The sequence below is a fragment of the Kribbella jiaozuonensis genome (genome assembly GCF_005233875.1).
GTDB classification, from domain to species: Bacteria; Actinomycetota; Actinomycetes; order Propionibacteriales; family Kribbellaceae; genus Kribbella; species Kribbella jiaozuonensis.
The window spans coordinates 648,607-668,487 of sequence record NZ_SZPZ01000001.1 but is presented as its reverse complement, the minus strand read 5'-3'; the positions used below and the strand labels follow the sequence as shown (position 1 = coordinate 668,487).

Below are 19,881 nucleotides of genomic sequence, written 5' to 3'. Positions count from 1 at the left end.
ATCACGCAAGAATTTGCAAGCACTTGCGTACCTCGCTGAACCCTCAGGATTCCTGACAGACTGGGAACCGTGCCCCGATTCGTCGCCACCCGCCCGGACACCGGCCTGCTGTCGCTCCCCTGGGACGTCCCGCTGGAGGACTGGCCCGAGGACCAGTTGGTCGCGCTGCCGCGCGGTATCTCGCGGCACGTCGTCCGCTTCGTCCGGGTCAACGGCACGGTGTACGCGATCAAGGAGGTCCTCGAGCACCTGGCGATGCACGAGTACCGCCTGCTCCGCGACCTCGAACGCCTGGAGGCCCCGTCCGTCGAGCCCGTCGGCGTGATCACCGACCGGATCGATCGCGACGGCGAGCCGATCGACTCGATCCTGATCACCCGGCACCTGCAGTTCTCCCTGCCGTACCGCGCGCTGTTCTCCAGCACGCTGCGGCCGGACACGGTCAACCGGCTGATCGACGCACTGGTCGCGCTGATCGTTCGGCTGCACCTGCTCGGGTTCTTCTGGGGCGACTGCTCGCTGTCGAACACACTGTTCCGGCGGGACGCGGGCGCGTTCGCGGCGTACCTGGTGGACGCCGAGACCGGCGAGCTGCACCAGGACATCTCAGACGGGCAGCGGGCGCACGACCTCTACACCGCGGAGATCAACCTGTTCGGCGAACTGCTCGACCTGCAGGAGGGCGGTCTGCTCGACGAGTCGATCGACCCGCAGGAGACGGTCGAGTCGATCCAGAAGCGGTACGAGGCGCTGTGGGCCGAGCTGACCGCGCCGGAGGAGTTCGCCACCGACGAGATGCACCGGCTCGACTCGCGGATCCGGCGGCTGAACGAGCTCGGCTTCGACGTCGCCGAGATCGACATCATCACCGACTGGGACGGCAGCCAGGTCCGCATCCAGCCGAAGGTCGTGGACGCCGGCCACCACTCCCGCCGGCTGCTTCGCCTCACCGGTCTGGACGTCGAAGAGAACCAGGCGCGCCGGCTGCTCAACGACCTGGACGCCTTCGCCGCTGCCACCGACCAGCAGAACGAGGACGAGGAAATCGTCGCCCACCAGTGGCTGACCGAGGTCTTCGAACCGGTCGTCCGCTCCGTTCCCCGCGACCTGAAGCGCAAACTCGAACCCGCCGAGGTCTTCCACGAGGTCCTGGAACACCGCTGGTTCCTCTCCGAACAAGCCGGCCACGAGGTCGACACAATGGAAGCAGCCCGCTCATACGTAAACGACGTACTGGCCGCCAAACCAGACGAGAAGCTGGCCCTCCCCACCCCCTCTCTCCCCGAGCCGGACTGAGGTTTGCAACGTTCGGCCCTTCCATGACGTGATCAGAGTGGGAGGTGCCGGATGGAGATGCCCGACTTCGACGACTGGGTCACACAGCGCGGGGCTGCGCTGCTGAGGTTCGCGTACCCCGCCGGGAGACACCCGCCGAGGACGTCGATAGTGCGGCGACGAGCCCGGACCACTCGGACACACAGGCGGAACAGGACGCGGTGTGGCGCTGTGCGCGACACTGCCGGCCAAGCAGCGAGCCCGCGACCGTCCCCACCGTGCGCTGGCGAGCCTGCGCACCACCATCGGGGCCGAGGAGGTCAAGGGCTGATGGACGCATCCGAGAAGCAGATCGCGGACAGCCTGTCCAAGCACGCGGCCGCCGCGCCATCGGACGTCCGCTTGCTGACTCCACACCCGTGCCGCGTCGTACCCCGTCCGGATCACGTCCGACTACTGCACAGTCGACCACACCTTCCCCACCGACGACGGCACCACCCGACGTCGCGCCGACGGCATCACCCTCGACTTGATCCAGCAAGGCATCCACAAGCCCTACCAACCCAGCGATCTCTTCGACCCACCCCGCGCCATCACCCCACCCACCCGCTGACCTCAGGACATCCCGGGGCTGACGACGGGCAGCCCGATCGCCTTGGCCGACGCCAGCAGACGCCGGTCGTACGTGACGAACGACGTCACGTCATCGCCCAGAATGGCGTCCGCCGTCGCAAGGTGAATCGCGTCGAGAGAACGGATCCACGGATCCTGATAACCGGCGGCAGTCGCACGAACCGTCTCGTCGACGTCATAGACGGAGATCTGCGCAAGCACGGACGGAACCTCGGTGAGCCGCGCCGGTTCGGAGCGCCGGAGAGCACGGGGTAACTCGACCTCGACCAGCGCCGACGAGACGAAGATCCGATCGACCTGCTCGTTCAGCCAGCCGACGAGTTCGTCCGACTCCGTCTCCCGGCGGACGAGCTTCACCAGCGCGGCGGTGTCCAGGTAGATCATCAGTAGCGCTCCTCGTCGCGCATCTGCTCGAGCAGCTCGCCCGCCTCGTCGTCGGTCCTGATCTCGCCCTTCGGTCGCGAGAAAGGTCTGGTCAGCCGAGCGGGCCGGAAACTCCCGGTGGCGAGCAGCCGCGCCGTTGGCGACGGCTTGACCGGAACGAGGCGCGCGATGACAACACCGCGCTCGGTGATCTCGATCTCCTCGCCCTGCTTCACCCGCGCCAGCACCCGGGCCGTTTCCTGATTCAGCGTACGGATCGGTACCTCAGCCATGGATCCAGAGTAGTACATATTTGTCTGACACCGCCTTCCCGTTGATCGGCGGAGAAAGTACAGCGGTTCCGACACCGTCAGTCGGTTGTCCACAGGGGAAGTTGACTAGGGTTGAAACGTGAAAATTGTGGGGTACGAGACGTTTCTGGTGGCGCCGCGGTGGCAGTTTCTGCGGATTGATACTGATGAGGGGATCAGTGGCTGGGGGGAGCCGATTGTTGAGGGGCGGGCTGAGGCTGTGCAGGGGGCGGTTGCGGCCTGTATGGAGTATCTGGTCGGGGCGGATCCGTTGCGGATCGAGGAGCACTGGCAGGTGCTGGCCAAGGGTGGGTTCTATCGCGGTGGTGCGGTGCTGTCGAGTGCGCTGGCGGGGATCGACCAGGCGTTGTGGGACATCAAGGGGCGGCATCACGGCGTACCGGTGCATGAGTTGCTCGGCGGGCCGGTGCGGGAGCGGGTTCGGATGTATACGTGGGCGCACGGGGTGGACAACGCTGCGCTTGTCGACGACGCACAGGCGAAGGTCGCCAGCGGGTTCACCGCGGTGAAGATCAATGTGTCGGAGGCGCTGCCGCCGATTCCGGGTGCGGCTGATCTGCGGCGGATGGCGTCGCGAGTGGAGGCGTTGCGGAGTGCGTCGGGTGATGGCGTTGATATCGCGCTGGACTTCCACGGACGGTTGAGTACGGCGGCCACCCGCCAGCTCCTGCCGTTGCTCGAGCCGCTGCTTCCGTTGTTCGTCGAGGAGCCGGTGACGCCGGAGTACTCGCGCGATCTGCGCCGGATCACGGAGTCGACGAGTATTCCGATCGCGACCGGTGAGCGGCTGTTCTCGCGGTGGGACTTCCGGGATGTGCTGACGACCGGGATCGCGGTCGCGCAGCCGGATATCTCGCATGCCGGCGGCGTCTCCGAAGTACGGCGGATCGCGGCGATGGCCGAGGCGTACGACGTGAACGTCGCGCCGCACTGCCCACTCGGTCCGATCACGCTGGCCGCCAGCCTGCAGATCGACTTCGCGACACCGAACTTCCTGATCCAGGAACAGAGCCTGGGAATCGAGTACGGCGGCGGCAACGAACTGCTCGACTACTTGGTGGACCCCGGCGTCTTCACGTTCACCGACGGACACGTCGAGCGACCGACCGGTCCCGGGCTCGGGATCGAGGTCAACGAAGAGGTGGTCCGCGAAGCCGCCGCCAACCCCCACCGCTGGCGCTCCCCGATCCTGCGACACGAGGACGGCTCGTTCGCCGAGTGGTGAATCACCCGAGCGCTCTGACCAGCCACCGTGAGAGCGGCGCGTCGCCCAGCTCGTCGAGGTCCGTCAACCAGCGGGCCTCGGCGATCTCCGGTGAGAGCGTGAAGGCATCGGACGGCGCGACTGCGGTGAGGATCGTGAGGGTGTCGTGCTTACCTTCGAGCGTGGTGACGGTCGTATCGAGCACGGTAAAGGCTGCGGCCGGCAAGGCGATGGATAGCTCTTCGCGGAGTTCGCGAGCGGCTGCTTCCGTGGGGGTTTCGCGGGTGGGTTTGTAGCCTCCGCCGGGGAGGGCCCAGCGGCGGGTGTCGGCGTACGAGTGGCGGACGGCGAGGAAGCGGCCGTCCGCCTGCCGCACAAGAGCCTTCACGCCGAACGTGGTGGGTCTGCGGATCCGGAACCAGAGTTGGGCGAATGGCGAGCCCGCCCGTAACAGGAGGGCGTGGAGGCGGATCAACGTGGCGGCATCCGTAGGGCGCCGTCTAGGCGGATTACTTCGCCGTTGAGGAGTTGGTTGTCGAGGATGTGGCGGACGAGGGCGGCGTACTCCGATGGCTTGCCGAGGCGGGACGGGTGGGGGACCTGTTGCTCGAGGACTGTGCGGGTTTCCTCGGGGAGGCCGGCGAGCATCGGGGTCTCCATCGTGCCGGGGGCGATCGTGACGACCCGGATGCCCTTGTCTGCAAGGTCTCTTGCCGCGGTGAGCGTGAGCGCTACGATCCCGCCCTTGCTCGACGCGTACGCTGCCTGGCCGACCTGACCGTCGTACGCCGCGATCGATGCCGTCATCACCACGACGCCGCGGTCGCCGTCCTCGCCGGGCTCCAGCGCGATCATCCGCTCGGCCGCCAGCCGGAGGACGTTGAACGTGCCGATCAGGTTCACCTCGATCACCTGCCGAAACGTTGCCAGCGGCAACGGACCCTTGCGGCCGACGACCCGGCCCGGCGTCGCGATGCCGGCACAGTTCACGACTACCCGCAGATCACCCAGCCCGGCCGCAGCGTCGAGCGCGGCCGTCACGCCGGCCTCGTCGGTGACGTCGGTCGGCGCGAACACGACCCGGTCGCCCAGCTCGTCCGCGACCGCCTTGCCCGCGGACGACGGCAGGTCGACGATCACGACGCCGAGTCCGTCGGCGGCAAGCCGTCGTACCGTCGCCTCTCCGAGCCCGGAACCACCACCGGTGACCAGCGCGACGTCGGACGGGCTGAACTTCATCTAGACGCTCCTCAAAACTTCACGGCTGATGACAAGCCGCTGGATCTGGTTGGTGCCTTCGAAGATCTGGGTCACCTTGGCCTCGCGCATGTACCGCTCGGCCGGGAACTCCCGGGTGTAACCGTACCCACCGAGCACCTGCACCGCGTCCGTGGTGACCTTCATCGCCGCGTCCGTGCAGACCAGCTTGGCGATCGCCGCCTCGCGGGTGAACGTCCGCCCGAGATCACGCCGGCGCGCGGCATGCAAGTACGTCGCCCGCCCGGACTCGACCGCGGCCGACATGTCGGCGAGCAGGAACTGCATCCCCTGGAAGTCCGCGATCGCGTGCCCGAACTGCTGACGCTCCTTCGCGTACGACGCAGCCACGTCGAGCGCGGCCTGCGCCAGACCGACCGCACACGCGGCGATCCCCAGCCGACCGGAGTCCAGCGCGGACAACGCGATCCGCATACCGTCGCCCTCCGCACCGATCAGGTTTCCGGCCGGGATCCGCACGTTGTCGTAGTTCACGAGCGTCGTGGTCGACCCGGTCAGCCCCATCTTCCGCTCCGGCGCCCCGAAGCTCAGCCCCTCGGCCGAGCCCGGCACGTGGAACGCGGAGATCCCGTGCTTCGGGTCGTCCGAGGTCCGGGCGAACGTCGTGTAGAAGTCGGCGTGCGAGCCGTGGCTGATCCACGCCTTTGTCCCGTTCAGGACGTACGAGTCGCCGTCCCGGACAGCCCGAGTCGTCAGCGAGCTGATGTCGGAGCCGGCCTGCGGCTCGGACAGCGCGTACGCCCCGAGCAGCTCGCCGCCGACCATGTCCGGCAACAGCCGGGCCTTCTGCTCCTCAGTCCCCAGCGTCGCGACGGCGTAGCTCGTCATCGTGTGCACAGAGACGCCGACGCCGACGGACATCCACGCGGACGCGATCTCCTCGAGCATCTGGAGGTACACCTCGTACGGCTGCTCGGCGCCGCCGTACTGCTCCGGGTAGGGCAGGCCGAGCAGGCCGGCCTTGCCGAGGGTGCGGAACGCGTCCCTCGGGAACGTCTCGCTCTCCTCCGCCCGGGCGGCGTGCGGCGCGAGCTCGTGCTCGCACAGGTCACGGACCAGGGCGAGCAGGTCAACGGATTCGTCGGTCGGCAGGAGTCGGTCGACAGGCATCAGGAACCCCCTCATCAACAGCTGAGGAAATGATACTCCGGACGATACTGGCGCACATAGTTCCGTATCGTTCTATGCTGTCTCGATATGACAACAGTCGTTCCGGGGCGGCGGACCCGCCGTCAGTCCGAGCTCCTCGACCGGCTCCTGTCCCTGTTCCTCGAGCAGGGGTTCAGCAGGTTCACCCTGGACGACCTGGCCGCCGAGCTGCGCTGCAGCAAGACGACCCTCTACGCGCTGGCGCCGAGCAAGGAACAGCTCGCCGTCGAGGTGGTCAAGCACTACTTCAAGAATGCCACCGCGCAGGTGGAGTCCGCGGTCGCGCGGCAGACCCGGCACGACCGGCGGATCGCGGCGTACCTGAACGCGGTCGCGGACGCGCTGCGGCCGGCCAGCCGGACCTTCCTGGACGACGTGGCGACGTTCGCGCCGGCCCGGTCGGTGTACGAGCGGAACACCCGGATCGCCGCCGAGCGGGTCCGGCAGCTGATCGAGGACGGGATCAACCACAAGACGTTCCGGCAGGTCGACATCGCGTTCGCGGCCGAGATGATCGCGCACACCATGCAGGCGATCCAGCGCGGCGACATCGCCCGGCGTACCGGTCTGAACGACGCCGAGGCGTACCGCGAACTCGCCTCGTTCGTCCTGCACTCCCTGCGCCTGGACTGAACCACAGGCCCCTCTAAGGTTGGGGATCGTCCTCTTGCTGCCATCTTGCGCATCAGAGCCGTACGCCCCGGAAGGCTGATGACTATGAAAACCCTGCGACGAACAGCGGCCGTCATGGCGGCTGCCGCGCTCGCCCTGGCCGCCGCCGTACCGGCCAAGGCGGACCCGGTGAAGCCGCCACGACTCTCCGCCAAAGCGATCACCGAGACGCTGAACGACCAGATCAACACCCCTGGTACGGCGTGGATGACCAAGCCGGACGGCACCGTCGTGGTGTCGTACGACTCCACCGTCACCGGCACCAAGCTGATCAAGCTGACCGGCCTGACCAAGCAGCTGGCCTCGAACATCACGATGGAGAAGCTGCCCGGCAAGCTGCAGAAGTACATCAGCGGCGGCATGGCGACGTTCGGCGGCGAGTACAAGTGCTCGGTCGGCTTCAACGTGCAGCGGCGCGGTAAGTACTACTTCCTCACTGCCGGTCACTGCGGTGTCGCGGCGGCCCGCTGGTACCAGGACCAGAACCACGCGGTCTACACCGGCGCAGTGGTCAACGCCAGCTACCCGTGGAACGACTACTCGCTGGTCGTCTACCGCACCGACATCAAGATGAAGCCCCCGGGCGGCAGCGTGTACCTGTACAACGGGCGCTCGCAGGACATCACCACCGCGATGAACCCGGGCCTCAACCAGCTGGTGTACCGCTCCGGCGCCACCAGCGGCCTGCACAGCGGCCGGGTGACCGGGCTGAACGCGACCGTGAACTACGGCGACGGACGCGTGGCCGGCCTGATCCGCACCAGCGTGTGCGCCGAGCCGGGCGACTCGGGCGGCCCGCTGTTCTACCGCCAGTGGGCGTTCGGTCTGACCTCCGGTGGCTCCGGTGACTGCAAGACCGGTGGAGTGACCTACTTCCAGCCGGTAGTGGAAGCCCTCAACGTCTACGGCGTCTCGATCTACTGAGGCGCAGGTTTCCCCTACTCTCCGGAACCTCTTGAATACTCAGGGAGATTAGGGGTAGGACTGGACACGGTTGAAGTCAAGGACGCCCCGCCCCGAAGGCGTCCTCATCGTGAGGAGGCTGAAACCGTGAACATGTCCCCATTCCGCCGTACCACCGCTCTCCTGGCCGCGGCCGGGCTTGCTGCCGCCGGACTTCTGGCGTCACAAGCCTCGGCTGCGCCGGTCAACCCCGCCACCCTGTCCGCATCCGCGATCACGTCGACGTTGAGCAAGGACGCGACGATCCCGGGTACGGCGTGGCAGACCGACCCGAACGGCCGGATCATCGTGTCGTACGACGACACCGTCACCGGCGCGAAGCTGTCGAAGCTGACCGGTGTGACCAAGCAGTTCGGCGACCGGGTCACGCTGGAGAAGATGTCCGGCAAGCTGACGAAGTACATCGCCGGCGGCGACGCCATCTACGGCGGGCAGTACCGCTGCTCGCTCGGCTTCAACGTCCGCAGCGGCAGCACGTACTACTTCCTGACCGCGGGTCACTGCGGCAACATCGCGTCCAGCTGGTACTCGAACTCCAGCAAGACCACCCTGCTCGGTACGACGTCCGGATCGAGCTTCCCGGGTAACGACTACGCGATCGTCAAGTACAGCACGTCGTACACGAACCACCCCGGCACGGTGGATCTGTACAACGGCACCTCGCAGGACATCACGTCCGCCGGCAACGCGTCTGTCGGCCAGGCGGTCAAGCGCAGCGGTAGCACCACCGGTGTGCACAGCGGCACGGTCCAGGCAGTGAACGCCACGGTGAACTACGCCGAGGGCACCGTCACCGGCCTGATCCGCACCAACGTCTGCGCAGAGGGTGGCGACTCCGGCGGCGCGCTGTTCGCCGGCTCGGTAGCCCTCGGCCTCACCTCCGGCGGCTCCGGCAACTGCTCCTCCGGCGGTACGACGTACTTCCAGCCGGTCACCGAAGCGCTGTCCCGCTACGGCGTCAGCGTCTACTGACCCTCTGCACAAGTCAGCGCCCCGGACCTTCGCGGTCCGGGGCGCTGTCGTGTGTTCAGCTCGCGCGGCGGCGGGAGATCTCGTACAGCGTGACGCCGGCGGCGATGCCTGCGTTCAGCGACTCGGTGGCCGACGTCATCGGGATCGAGACGATCAGGTCGCAGTTCTCGCGGACCAGGCGGGCCAGGCCCTTGCCTTCGGAGCCGATGACCAGAACCACGGGCTCGGTCGCGGCCTCGAAGTCCGGGAGGTCGACGTCGCCGTCCATGTCCAGGCCGATGATCAGCAGACCGGCGTCCTTGTAGGACTTGAGCGCCCGGTTGAGGTTGCCGGCGCGGGCGACCGGGATACGGGCCGCGGCGCCGGCCGACGTCTTCCAGGCAGAGGCGGACATCGACGCCGTACGACGCTCCGGTACGACGACGCCGTGTGCGCCGAACGCGGCCGCTGAACGGGTGATCGCGCCGAGGTTGCGCGGGTCCGTCACGCCGTCGAGCGCGACGATCAGCGGCACCTCGCCCAAGTCGTGCGCCCGGGCCACCAGGTCATCGGGGTGCGCATATTCGTATGGCGGGATCTGCAGCGCGACGCCCTGGTGCGAACCGCCCGCGGTGACGCGGTCAAGTTCCGTCCGCGGCACCTCGAGCACCGAGACACCGGTCTCGACCGCGACCAGCAGCGCCTCACGCAGGCGTGCGTCCCGCTCCGTGCCCTCGGCGACGTGCAGAGCGGAGGCCGGTACGCCGGCTCGCAGCGCCTCGACCACCGGGTTCCGCCCGTACACCCACTCGACGGTCGCGTCGCCGTCCTTGCGCGCCTGGCGCCGCGGAGTGCGCTCCCGCTCCTTGGCGCGTTCGGCCGCCTTCGCCCGCTTGTGCGCGGGGTGCTTGACCCGGTCCACCGCCTTCGGCGTCGGGCCCCTGCCTTCGAGACCACGGCGAACCCGCCCGCCGGACCCGGCCGTCGGGTTCCCCTTCGGCTTCTTCCGGATGGCGCCCTTGCGCTGACTACTGCCTGGCACTTCAGCTTCCTTCGTCTGTTGATGCAAGAGACCAGCGTGGTCCTTGCGGGGTGTCCTCGACGACGACGCCGAGCGCCTTCAGGCGGTCGCGGACGGCGTCCGCGGCGGCAAAGTCCTTGCGTTCCCGAGCGGATTGACGCTGCTCGAGCAGCGCCTTCACCAGCCCGTCGACGACCTCGGTGAGCTCGTCGCTGCCACCGGTACGAGAGACCCACGGCTCGGCCAGCGGGTCCAGCCCGAGTACGCCGAGCATCCCGCGCACCGACGCGAGCGTCTCCCGCAGCAGGACCGAGTCCCCGTCGGCGACCAGCTTGTTGCCGTCCCGCACGGTGTTGTGCAGTACGGCGATCGCAGCCGGCGTACCCAGGTCGTCGTCCATCGCGGTCTCGAACTCCGCGGGCAGCTCGTCCGCCGGCTCGACCCCGCCGGTCACCTCGACCGCCCGGGTGATGAAACCGTCGATCCGCTGGAAGCTCTTCGCGGCCTCGTCGAGCGCCTCGAACGAGAACTCCACCACCGACCGGTAGTGCGACTGCACGAGGTAGTAGCGCAGCTCGATCGGGCGGACCCGCTCGACCACGTTGCGTACGACGGCACTGTTGCCCATCGACTTCGACATCTTCTCGCCGGCCGTGGTGACGAGCGCGTTGTGCATCCAGAACCGGGCGAACTTCTGCCCGACCGCGGTCGACTGGGCCAGCTCGTTCTCGTGGTGCGGGAAGCGCAGGTCGAGCCCGCCGCCGTGGATGTCGAACTCCTCGCCGAGGTACTTGCCTGCCATCGCCGAGCACTCGATGTGCCAGCCCGGGCGGCCGCGTCCCCACGGCGCCGGCCAAGAAGCGGTCCGCGGCGTGGCCTCGGTCCAGCCCTTCCACAGCGCGAAGTCGCGCGGGTCCCGCTTGCCGCGGGGGTCGGCGTCCTCGGCGGCTTCCATGTCGTCGATCTTCTGGTGCGACAGGGCGCCGTACGTCGGCCAGGACTTCACGTCGAAGTACACGTCGCCGGATCCGTCCGGGGCGACATACGCGTGCCCGTCCGCGATCAGCTGCTCGATCAGCTCGATCATCTCCGGGATGTGCCCGGTCGCACGCGGCTCGTACGTCGGCGGGCGGCAGCCGAGGACGTCGTACGCCCAGTGCAGCTCGCGCTCGAACTCGTAGGCGTGCGCCCACCACGGGACGCCGCGATCGGCGGACTTGGCGAGGATCTTGTCCTCGATGTCGGTCACGTTCGCGATCACGGTGACGTCGTAGCCGGAGCGCTCGAGCCAACGACGCAGTACGTCGAAGACCACTTCCTTGTAGATGTGCCCGACATGCGGGGCACCCTGCACCGTCAGCCCACAGTGGTAGATCCCGACCTTGCCCGGGTGGACCGGCTCGAAATCTCGCACTGCTGCTGTCGCGGTGTCGTACAAACGAAGTGTCACCGGTCAAGGGTAACGGGAGGTTACCTAGGTAAATAATCACCTGCACCACAGCTTCAAAGGTTGATTCTTTCCGGAGTCGGGTAAGAATGAGTTCCGAGCGCTCTGTCCGCCCCTCATCGCTCTGGAGGAAACCGTGAAGTCCGCCCTTTTCACGGGTGCCGCCGTGACTCTTGGCCTGTTGCTGGCCTCGATCGGCTCCGCCCAAGCAAACGCAGAAAGCACCGGGTCGCACCAGCCGACCCCCCAGGCCCGCCAGCACGGCATCGAGAAAGCCGGCGACGCGTACATGGGCTGGGTGCAGAACACCACCACCAAGAGCGCGGCCCCGGCCGTGATGGCGCCCGCCGCCAGCGTCGAAGGTATCGACGTGTCCAGCCACCAGGGCAACGTCAACTGGGCCGGGCAGTGGAGCGCCGGCAAGCGGTTCGCCTACACGAAGGCGACCGAGGGCAACTACTACACGAACCCGTACTTCGCCCAGCAGTACAACGGTTCGTACAACGTCGGGATGATCCGCGGCGCGTACCACTTCGCCACTCCGAACGACTCCAGCGGCGCGAACCAGGCCACGTACTTCCTGGCCCACGGCGGTGGCTGGTCCAGGGACGGCAGGACGCTGCCCGGTGCACTCGACATCGAGTACAACCCGTACGGCGCCACCTGCTACGGGCTGAGCCAGGCCTCGATGGTCGCCTGGATCCGCGACTTCCTGAACACCTACAAGGCGCGGACCGGCCGCGACCCGGTGATCTACACCAACCTCGACTGGTGGAGCCAGTGCACCGGTAACAGCACCGCGTTCAACTCGACCAACCCACTCTGGGTGGCCCGGTACGCCTCGGCGCCCGGGACGCTGCCCGGCGGCTGGCCGTTCCACACCATCTGGCAGTACAGCTCGACGCCGATCGACCAGGACCGCTTCAACGGCGACCAGTCCCGGCTGGTGGCTCTCGCCAACGGTTAATTGCATTGCGGCGGTCGAATAGTCTCGACCGGTGAGCTACACGCTGCCGATCGAGACTGACCGCCTGACTCTGCGCGGCTACACCGAGACCGACTACGACGACCTGCTGAAGCTGCAGTCGAACCCGGACGTCACCCGTTACCTGCTGTACGACGTACGGACGCCCGAGCAGGTCAAGGAGGCACTCGCCGGCCGGATGGCCGACGTTGCGATGGACCGCGACGGTCAAGCGCTCACCGCCGCGGTCATCCTCCGCGACACCGGTGTGCACCTCGGTGAAGTCACCATGTTCATGAACAGCATCGAGCAGCGCACCGGGGAGCTCGGGTACGTCTTCCACCCGGAGTCGGCCGGTCACGGCTACGCGACCGAGGCGACCGTCGAGCTGCTCCGGGTCGGGTTCGAAGAGCTCGGCATGCATCGGATCATCGCGCGGCTGGACGCTCGCAACGACGCGTCCGCCAATCTGCTGAAGCGCCTCGGCCTGCGCCAGGAGGCGCATTTCGTCCAGAACGAGTACCTCAAGGACGAGTGGACCGACGAACTGGTCTTCGCCATGCTCAAAGCCGAATGGGACAAGCGTTCGTAAGTTTTTGGCTAAGGCACGCGCTCACATGGCAGCGAGTGCCATCCGGGTCTAACGTCGAAATATGACCTCCGCCCGTTCTGTCACCGCCCTGATCGTCGGGGCGGTTGTTCTCAGCGCCGGCACCCTGCCGAGCGAAGCCGTCAAGGTCGCCCCTGCCCGGGAGATCGCCTACCACACGTGGACGTCGACCACCGATTTCCTGGCCGGCGACCGGTTCGGCACCACCGTCACCGACGGCGCCCTCACCTTCGGCACATCGACCGGCACCACGTCGTACGTCGATCCGTTCGGCGACGGCACCGCCAAGAGCTACGACCAGACCAGCTGGATCTCGCCGCACGTCAGCACCGGCTTCGGGCTGACCGAGCTGGTCGCCTCGTGGAACGCGACCACCCCGCCCGGGACCTGGGTCGAAGTGTCGATGGCCGGTACGACGAACCTCGGCGCCGCCACCAAGTGGTACGTCCTGGGCCGCTGGTCCGGCGGCGACGACACCGCAGCCGGCGACATCCACCGCACGTCAGTGCCCAGCCAGGGCGACGCCGACGGATCCGTTGCCGTCGACACCTTCCAGGCCGCGGCCGGCAAGTGGCTGGACCGCTGGCAGCTCAAGGTCACGCTCTACCGGCTCAGCGGTACGACGCAGTCGCCGGTCGTCCGCTCCGTCGGAGCGATGGCGTCCCGGCTGCCCTCCGACAAGACCGTTGCCGTGAGCCCCCTTGGCGGCGCGGAGGGCATGGTGCTCGACGTACCGACGTATTCGCAGGAGACGCATATCGGGCACTACCCGCAGTGGGACGGCGGGGGCGAGGCCTGGTGCTCGGCGACGTCGACCGCGATGGTGCTGGACTACTGGGGCGCCGGTCCAACCGCGGCCGAGACCGCGTGGGTCGACCCGTCTGATCCGGATCCGCAGGTGGACCACTCTGCTCGCCATGTCTTCGACTACTCGTACGACGGTGCCGGCAACTGGCCGTTCAACACGGCGTACGCCGGGAGTCGTGGCGTGGACGGGTTCATCACCCGGCTGCGGTCGCTGACCGAGGCGGAGCAGTTCATCAAGGCGGGGATCCCGCTGGTGGCCTCGCTGTCGTTCAAGAAGGGTGATCTGCCCGGCGCGGGATACGGGACCAACGGGCACCTGATGGTGATCGTCGGATTCGATGCCGCCGGCAACGTGGTGGTGAACGACCCGGCGTCTCATCTGATCGCGAGTGACGACCAAGTGCGGACTACGTACGACCGGGCTGCCTTCGAGAACGCCTGGGTGCCGCATTCGGGTGGGCTCGTCTATGTGATCCACCCGGAGGGTGTGGCGCTTCCGCCGAGTCCTGCTCCGCAGCACAACTGGTAGAGACGACAGAGCCCGCCGCGCCGGGGCGGCGTGGCGGGCTCTGTTCTTAACGGACTAGCGGGCGAACAGTGCGCCCGTCAGGTTCGTGGTGAGGTTGCGGAGCGAGTCCGGCAGGTACTGCAGGTGCCAGCCGCGCGGACCGCGGTACCAGGTGAAGCCCTCGTCCTCCTGGTCCGGTGTGGTGTCGGTGGCAACCAGCGCGTCGATCCAGCGCTCCGAGCCGCCGAGTACGACGGCGTACGGCAGGGCGCGTGAGCAGAGCTCGGCGTGCTGGTCGGTCGGCAGTTCGCTGACGTCCATCTCCAGCAGCTCACCGCGGATCGCGGCGACCTGGCCGAGGACGCGGCCGGCCGCCGGAGCCTTGGCCGGCATGTAGCGACCGACGACGAGCAGTCCGATACCGACCAGGGTGATGGCGATGCCGAGCAGACCCCAGGTCGACAGCAGTGCCAGCAGGACGGTCGCGATGACGCCGACCACCGTGGTGGCGATGCCGATAGTTGCCCACAGCGACCGAGTCCGGTCCGGGCGCTCGCTGAACCAGCCGCGCTTGACCACACCGTCGTACAGCGCGTCCTGCACCTGCTCGAGGTTCGCGCGGACCTGGCGGCCGAGCTCGGAGACCAGCACCGAGTCGGCGTCGCCGAAGATCGCACGGATCAGCACGTTCTCGTAGCGCTGCAGCTCTTCGGACGGCGCGTTCGAGACCCGGCGCAGCTCCCAGTCCGGACGGGAGTACTCCGTGTTGTGCTCCTGCTCGATGATCGTGATGTGCCCGCGGACGGCCAGGTCGATGATCGTCGCGGTCACGTCGACCGGGTCGATCCGCTCGTCGATCAGCGTGCCCACCTCGCCGGGCCGCAGGTCCGACGGCGGCGAGAAGTTGATCCGGGCATCGGTCCCGAGGCTGAACAACGATGCCGGTACGACGCGGCGCGGGTCGACCTGGTCCCGGCCACGCAGGCGGTACAGGGCGAACAGGGCGAGCGCACCGAGCAGCAGAACAGCCAGCGCGGTGATCAGCTGGGCCGCGTCGGTGGAGAAAGCGCGCTTGAAGGTGTGGCGGTACTCGACGATCGAGTTGGCCGCGATCTGGCCCTTCGGGAAGCCGACCGCCATCCGGACCGTGTTGCCCGGCGGCAGGTTGGTCTGCTGGAAGGTCGGACCGGACGTCTCGCCGATCTGCGCCAGCGTGCACGGGATGTTGCTGTCGATCGGGCCCGCGAAGCAGGAGACGTGCGAAACCTCAGGGACGCTGTAAACCACGTTCGCCTGCTGGATCGGGATGCTGATCCCGGTCAGCGGCGCGAACCGGACCTCGGTGCCGTCCAGAACCGTTGCTACCGCACCCTTGACCGTGTACGAGAAGTCGAGCTCCGTCGTACCGCTGTCGATGCCGGGGACCGCGATCGACGTGACGTCGCCGTCGGTCTTGACGTCCGCCTTCTTGTCCTGGCCGCCGGCCTTGACCTGCAGGTCGCCGATCTCCTGGACGTGGTCGATGTCGTCGGGCAGGTGGTCCCGGGTGACGATGAACCGGGTGAAGGTCCCGTTCACGTTGCTGAGCTTCCAGGTCTCCGCCACCCGGAGCAGGCCGTCACGCTCGACCCGGACCTGACTGTCGTAGTTGGTCACCACCGGGTCGGCGGCAGCGCCGGAACCGGAGGTACCGGCCGCGCCGGCCGGGACAGCGGACAGGCCGAGCAGGCCGAGGGCACACAGGGAGAGCCCGAGGAGACGTAGACGCATCGCCCAATCACACCGTAGAAAGAGGGTCAGGTTGACACCGGGCACGATAGCGTCTGCGGAGTGTCAGGCAACCAATGGGGACCGCCTCCCGGACAATTCGCCCCGGCGCCACAGCAGGGTTACCCGGCTCCTCCCCGGCCTCCGCAGTACCACGCGCCGCCGCCTCCGCCCGGACCGCAGTACGGCTGGGGTCCGTTGCCACCCCAACCGCCACGGAAGAAGTCAGGCGGGGCAGTGCTGCTGATCGTTGCCCTGGTTGCTGTGGTTGCTGCCGGTGGTGTGTTCCTGTTCGTGAAACTCACGCAGGGTGGTGGCGAGGAGCCGACGGTTGCGGAACCGCCTGTTCCTACGTCCGTTGCGCCGACCACAGTTGTTCCGACGCCTACCAAGAAGACGACGACCACCGCGCCGCCGAAGCCGGTGCAGTCCGTCAGCCCGGCGACGTACAACGCAACGCACCGGCTCTACAAGACCGGTGCGATGCGGACGGTGAACTGCAAGCAGGCAAAGACCGGTCCGGGCAACGGTGCGCAGGCATTGGCGTACTTCAAGACGATCAAGGCCTGTTTGGACCGCGCGTGGCCGCGACAGGTGGCTGCAGCCGGTGGGCGGTTCCGTTCGCCCGGTCTGGTTGTTTGGGGCGGCACGGTGAACACGCCGTGTGGCAGCGGACCAGGGCGCTCGTTCTACTGCCCGACGACCCACACCATTTATATGGAGTCGCCGTCGGTCGTCTCCTTCTACAAACAGAACCCGACGTTCGGCCGGATGGTCGGCAGCTTCACGGTGGCGCACGAGTACGCGCACTCGGTCCAGTGGATGACAGGTCTCGGCGAGGCGTACGAGAAGCTCCGGTACGACGCAACCACGGACGGGCAACTGCTGTTGAGCAGACGACTCGAGCTACAGGCGTCCTGTCTGGGCAACGTGTTCCTGGGCTCCAACCGGGGCAGCTACGGCATCACCGGGTACGCGTACCAGATGTGGCTGTACGACGTGAACAACAGCGGCGACCGGCCGCCGTACCCGCGGGACCACGGCAGCACGACCAGCCACGGCGCCTGGAGCCGGGCGGCGTTCGCGAGCCGGAACCCGGCCAGTTGCAACACCTGGTCGGCCTCACCCGCACGGGTAAGTTGAGCCTGGGCTCCGGTAGCGTCACCGCTGTGTCAGGCAACCAGTGGGGTCCTCCGCCCGGGCAGCAGTACCCGCCGCAGCAGCCACCGAGGTGGCAGCCGGGGCCGGGTCAGCAGGCGCCCGGGTACGGCGCACCGCCGCCGGCTGGTCGCCCGCCGCAGGGACCGCCGTACCAGGGTCCGCCTGGTCCGCCTGGGCCGCCGCAGGGGCCGCCGTCTGGTCCGCCGTACCAGGGGCCGCCTTATCAGGGGCCTGGGCAACCGTTCCAGGGGCAGCCGTTCCACGGGCAGCCGCAGTTCGGGTGGGGTACTCCGCCCGGTGGACCGCGGCCGCCGAAGAAGGGCCGCGGCGGAATCATCGCGCTGTTCGTGATCCTCGGCGTGGTGGTGGTCGGAGTGATCGGGCTGAAGATCGCCTCGTCGATCATGAAGGGTGACGGCGACCCGTCGTACGCCGAGCCGACGACCACCTCGTCGTACAGCCCCACGACCGAGCCGTCGACCGAACCGTCCGGGCAGCCGAGCACCAGGCCCACCGTCCGGCCGACCACGACCCAGCCGACCACGCAGGCGCCGCGACCGACCACGACGCGCTCGACGACCAGCACGCCGAAGACCAACCCCGGCCCGAGTGACACCGACCTGGTGCTGCGCAACAAGCTGTACAAGGCCGGCGCGATGAGTTCGGTGAACTGCAAGGAGTCCAGGTCGCGGCAGAGCACCGCCGCCGGAGCGCGGGCCAACTACAAGAACCTGCTCGGCTGTCTGAACAAGGCGTGGGCGCCGCTTATCGCCAAGGCCGGCGGGCGGGTCAAGTCGCCGAACGTGATCACGTTCAGCGGGACCGTGCAGTCGCCGTGCGGGGCCAAGAGCGACTCCGGGCCGCCGTTCTACTGCGGCACCAACGACACGATCTACATGAACCTCACCGAGGACGTCGGGAACTACAACAAGTACACCCAGTCGTACAGCAAGGTCTGGGCACGGATGTGGATGCTGCACCAGTTCGCCCACGAGTACGGGCACCACGTGCAGAACCAGACCGGGATCCTGCAGGCGTACGCGCGGATCCGGTACGAGCGGGCGACGTACGCGCAGGAGCTGCAGGACAGCCGGCGGCTGGAGTTGCAGGCGTCGTGCTTCTCGGACATCTTCATCGGCTCGAACCGGCGTACGTACCCGATCACCGGGCAGTCGCTGGTCCAGTGGCGGTGGCTGATCGCCAACACGATCGACAACGCGCACGACCACGGCGCCCCGCCGATCCACAACTACTGGGCACTGCGCGGCTGGAACGGACGCAACCCGAACGCGTGCAACACCTGGGCCGCATCGGCGGGGCAGGTGCAGTAGGTGACTAACTTGTTCGAGACGACTGGCCGGGGTAGCTAGCCTGGCGGGTCCGGATCGCGCAAAGTATGTCCGGGGGAGGCGGCATTCGGCACCCCCACCCAGCAAGGTCGTGAGGAGCATCGATGTCGGACAACTGGAACCAGCCCCCGGGGAGCGACCCGGCTGACGATCAGCCGAACCGCCCACCGGAGCACGGTCCCGGGCAAACCCCCCACCACCCCGGCGCAGACCAGCACGCCCCCGGACAGCCCCAAGGCGCTCCCGGGGAAAGCCACCGCGGCCCCACCACAAGCGACGGTCGCCGCGCACCCGACCAGTCAGGCCCCGGTGCGGGGCGGTCCGGTTCTGGGGATGGGCGGCGTGGTCCTCAGCAGGAGCAGGGTGGTCCTGGGGACGGTCAGCCTGGGCAGTCGTGGTGGAGTGGGGACACCGACGCCAAGCGCGAGTTCCAGAACCCGTCACAGGCCGAGCCGCCGGCCAACAACTGGTTCGCCGGCGGCTGGAACCCCAACCGCCGCGAACACCCCGACCAGCCAGCCGGCCCAGGCCAACCCGGCCCGAACCAGCCCGGTCCCCAGCAGTCCGGACCTCAGCAGCCCGGACCTCAGCAGCCCGGTCCTCAACAGCGCGGCCCGCAGCAGCCCGGTCCCGGTCGCCCAGGTCCTGGCCAGCCCGGCCCGAACCAGCCAGGCCCGCAACAGTCCGGCCCGAACCGACCAGGTCCGAACCAGCCAGGCCCGAACCAGCCAGGCTCCAACCAGCCGAGCTCGTGGCAGCCCGGCCCGCCTCCGCCCGGCCCCAACCAGCCAGGCCCGCAGCAGCGCGGTCCGCAGCAGCCTGGCCCGAATCAGTCGGCACCCAACCAGCCGGGCCCGAACCAAGCGGGTCCCGGTCGCCCTGGTGCCAACCAGCCGAGTTCGTGGCAGGCCGGGCCGGCTCAGGTTGATCCGTGGCAGACGAACCCGTCGCCGGCCGCCCAGCAGGCGGACTCGTTCTGGGCGCAGTCTGCGCCCGACACGACGCAAGCGGGCTCCAGCCAACCCGGCCCATCCCAGGCAGGCCCGTCCGGTTCGTGGCAGCCGGCTCCGCCGGAGTCCGGCCAGTCCGACGCCCAGCAGGCCGGCTCGTCATGGTCTGCGCAGTCGTGGACGATCCGGGATGAGTCCGCGGGCGACGGCGAGTCCCGGGATGAGTCCGATACCGGCTCCGGTCAACCAACCGCAGGGCAGGGATGGTCGGCGACGGGGCAGTCCGCGTCGAGTGCTTGGCAGTCATCGCCGTCTCAGCCCCCGCAGCGCGACCAGAGCGGTCCTCGCTCAGAAGACTCCTATCTCTGGGGCCCGGCAAACCAGAACCAACAACCTGCCTCCCCATGGAGCAACGCGCTCACCCCACAGCAGCAGCAACAGTCCGGCCGCCACAGCGCTCCCCACGGCGGACAAACC

Annotated in this window: 19 protein-coding genes; 10 read left to right on the top strand and 9 right to left on the bottom strand. The window is 68.1% G+C overall.

Annotated elements, in window-relative coordinates:
* The first annotated feature begins 48 nt into the window (after positions 1–48).
* A complete protein-coding gene (locus FDA38_RS03250) occupies positions 49–1,296 on the top strand; it encodes a DUF4032 domain-containing protein (protein WP_233714660.1) in 1,248 nt (415 codons plus the stop codon).
* Between the two features lie 594 nt (positions 1,297–1,890).
* Here FDA38_RS03250 and FDA38_RS03245 read toward each other — a convergent pair.
* Positions 1,891–2,292, bottom strand: coding sequence for a type II toxin-antitoxin system VapC family toxin (locus tag FDA38_RS03245; protein ID WP_137252556.1), 402 nt, complete (start codon positions 2,290–2,292; stop codon positions 1,891–1,893).
* Positions 2,292–2,564, bottom strand: a complete 273-nt coding sequence (locus tag FDA38_RS03240) for a type II toxin-antitoxin system Phd/YefM family antitoxin (RefSeq protein ID WP_170989565.1) — start codon at positions 2,562–2,564, stop codon at positions 2,292–2,294. Before FDA38_RS03240 ends, FDA38_RS03245 begins: the two co-directional genes overlap by 1 nt.
* Before the next feature lie 118 nt (positions 2,565–2,682).
* Between FDA38_RS03240 and dgoD the strand changes: the two genes are divergently transcribed.
* The gene (dgoD, locus tag FDA38_RS03235) at positions 2,683–3,828 is read left to right on the top strand and encodes a galactonate dehydratase (RefSeq protein ID WP_137252554.1); all 1,146 of its coding nucleotides are present in this window, start codon (positions 2,683–2,685) and stop codon (positions 3,826–3,828) included.
* A 1-nt stretch (position 3,829) separates the two neighbouring features.
* Here the strand turns inward: dgoD and FDA38_RS03230 are convergent, their stop codons facing one another.
* The 3 genes from FDA38_RS03230 to FDA38_RS03220 form a co-directional block, all read right to left on the bottom strand.
* Positions 3,830–4,195, bottom strand: a complete 366-nt coding sequence (locus tag FDA38_RS03230; protein WP_202877541.1) for an NUDIX domain-containing protein — start codon at positions 4,193–4,195, stop codon at positions 3,830–3,832.
* A gap of 83 nt (positions 4,196–4,278) precedes the next feature.
* Positions 4,279–5,046, bottom strand: a complete 768-nt coding sequence (locus FDA38_RS03225) for an SDR family NAD(P)-dependent oxidoreductase (protein ID WP_137252553.1) — start codon at positions 5,044–5,046, stop codon at positions 4,279–4,281.
* On the bottom strand, positions 5,047–6,195 hold the full coding sequence (locus FDA38_RS03220) for an acyl-CoA dehydrogenase family protein (RefSeq protein ID WP_137252552.1): 1,149 nt from the start codon (positions 6,193–6,195) through the stop codon (positions 5,047–5,049).
* 87 nt (positions 6,196–6,282) lie between these two features.
* Here FDA38_RS03220 and FDA38_RS03215 point away from each other — a divergent pair, with 87 nt between their 5' ends.
* From FDA38_RS03215 to FDA38_RS03205, 3 genes are all read left to right on the top strand, one after another.
* The gene (locus tag FDA38_RS03215) at positions 6,283–6,867 is read left to right on the top strand and encodes a TetR/AcrR family transcriptional regulator (protein WP_131460575.1); all 585 of its coding nucleotides are present in this window, start codon (positions 6,283–6,285) and stop codon (positions 6,865–6,867) included.
* An 84-nt stretch (positions 6,868–6,951) separates the two neighbouring features.
* Entirely contained in the window at positions 6,952–7,830 is an 879-nt protein-coding gene (locus tag FDA38_RS03210; protein WP_233714496.1) for a S1 family peptidase, read from the top strand.
* 132 nt (positions 7,831–7,962) lie between these two features.
* On the top strand, positions 7,963–8,841 hold the full coding sequence (locus FDA38_RS03205) for a S1 family peptidase (protein ID WP_137254096.1): 879 nt from the start codon (positions 7,963–7,965) through the stop codon (positions 8,839–8,841).
* A 55-nt stretch (positions 8,842–8,896) separates the two neighbouring features.
* Here FDA38_RS03205 and rlmB read toward each other — a convergent pair whose 3' ends face one another.
* Both rlmB and cysS read right to left on the bottom strand, forming a co-directional pair.
* Positions 8,897–9,862, bottom strand: coding sequence for a 23S rRNA (guanosine(2251)-2'-O)-methyltransferase RlmB (gene rlmB, locus FDA38_RS03200; protein WP_137252550.1), 966 nt, complete (start codon positions 9,860–9,862; stop codon positions 8,897–8,899).
* Position 9,863: 1 nt separating this feature from the next.
* Positions 9,864–11,291, bottom strand: a complete 1,428-nt coding sequence (cysS, locus tag FDA38_RS03195) for a cysteine--tRNA ligase (protein WP_137252549.1) — start codon at positions 11,289–11,291, stop codon at positions 9,864–9,866.
* 133 nt (positions 11,292–11,424) lie between these two features.
* Between cysS and FDA38_RS03190 the strand changes: the two genes are divergently transcribed.
* The 3 genes from FDA38_RS03190 (at position 11,425) to FDA38_RS03180 (ending at position 14,198) form a co-directional block, all read left to right on the top strand.
* On the top strand, positions 11,425–12,255 hold the full coding sequence (locus tag FDA38_RS03190; RefSeq protein ID WP_137252548.1) for a lysozyme: 831 nt from the start codon (positions 11,425–11,427) through the stop codon (positions 12,253–12,255).
* Positions 12,256–12,286: 31 nt separating this feature from the next.
* Entirely contained in the window at positions 12,287–12,844 is a 558-nt protein-coding gene (locus FDA38_RS03185) for a GNAT family N-acetyltransferase (RefSeq protein WP_137252547.1), read from the top strand.
* A 61-nt stretch (positions 12,845–12,905) separates the two neighbouring features.
* Complete coding sequence (locus FDA38_RS03180) at positions 12,906–14,198, top strand: peptidase C39 family protein (protein ID WP_137252546.1); 1,293 nt, start codon at positions 12,906–12,908, stop codon at positions 14,196–14,198.
* Between the two features lie 54 nt (positions 14,199–14,252).
* Here FDA38_RS03180 and FDA38_RS03175 read toward each other — a convergent pair whose 3' ends face one another.
* Entirely contained in the window at positions 14,253–15,947 is a 1,695-nt protein-coding gene (locus tag FDA38_RS03175) for a DUF2207 domain-containing protein (RefSeq protein WP_137252545.1), read from the bottom strand.
* Between the two features lie 234 nt (positions 15,948–16,181).
* Between FDA38_RS03175 and FDA38_RS03170 the strand changes: the two genes are divergently transcribed.
* Positions 16,182–17,087, top strand: coding sequence for a neutral zinc metallopeptidase (locus FDA38_RS03170; protein WP_137252544.1), 906 nt, complete (start codon positions 16,182–16,184; stop codon positions 17,085–17,087).
* A 26-nt stretch (positions 17,088–17,113) separates the two neighbouring features.
* Positions 17,114–18,436 carry a neutral zinc metallopeptidase gene (locus FDA38_RS03165; RefSeq protein ID WP_233714495.1) on the top strand — a complete coding sequence of 441 codons (1,323 nt, stop codon included), beginning with the start codon at positions 17,114–17,116 and terminating at the stop codon, positions 18,434–18,436.
* Between the two features lie 458 nt (positions 18,437–18,894).
* On the opposite strand, the gene FDA38_RS03160 is transcribed toward FDA38_RS03165, so the two are convergent.
* Positions 18,895–19,317 carry a hypothetical protein gene (locus FDA38_RS03160; protein WP_137252543.1) on the bottom strand — a complete coding sequence of 141 codons (423 nt, stop codon included), beginning with the start codon at positions 19,315–19,317 and terminating at the stop codon, positions 18,895–18,897.
* Positions 19,318–19,881: the final 564 nt, after the last annotated feature.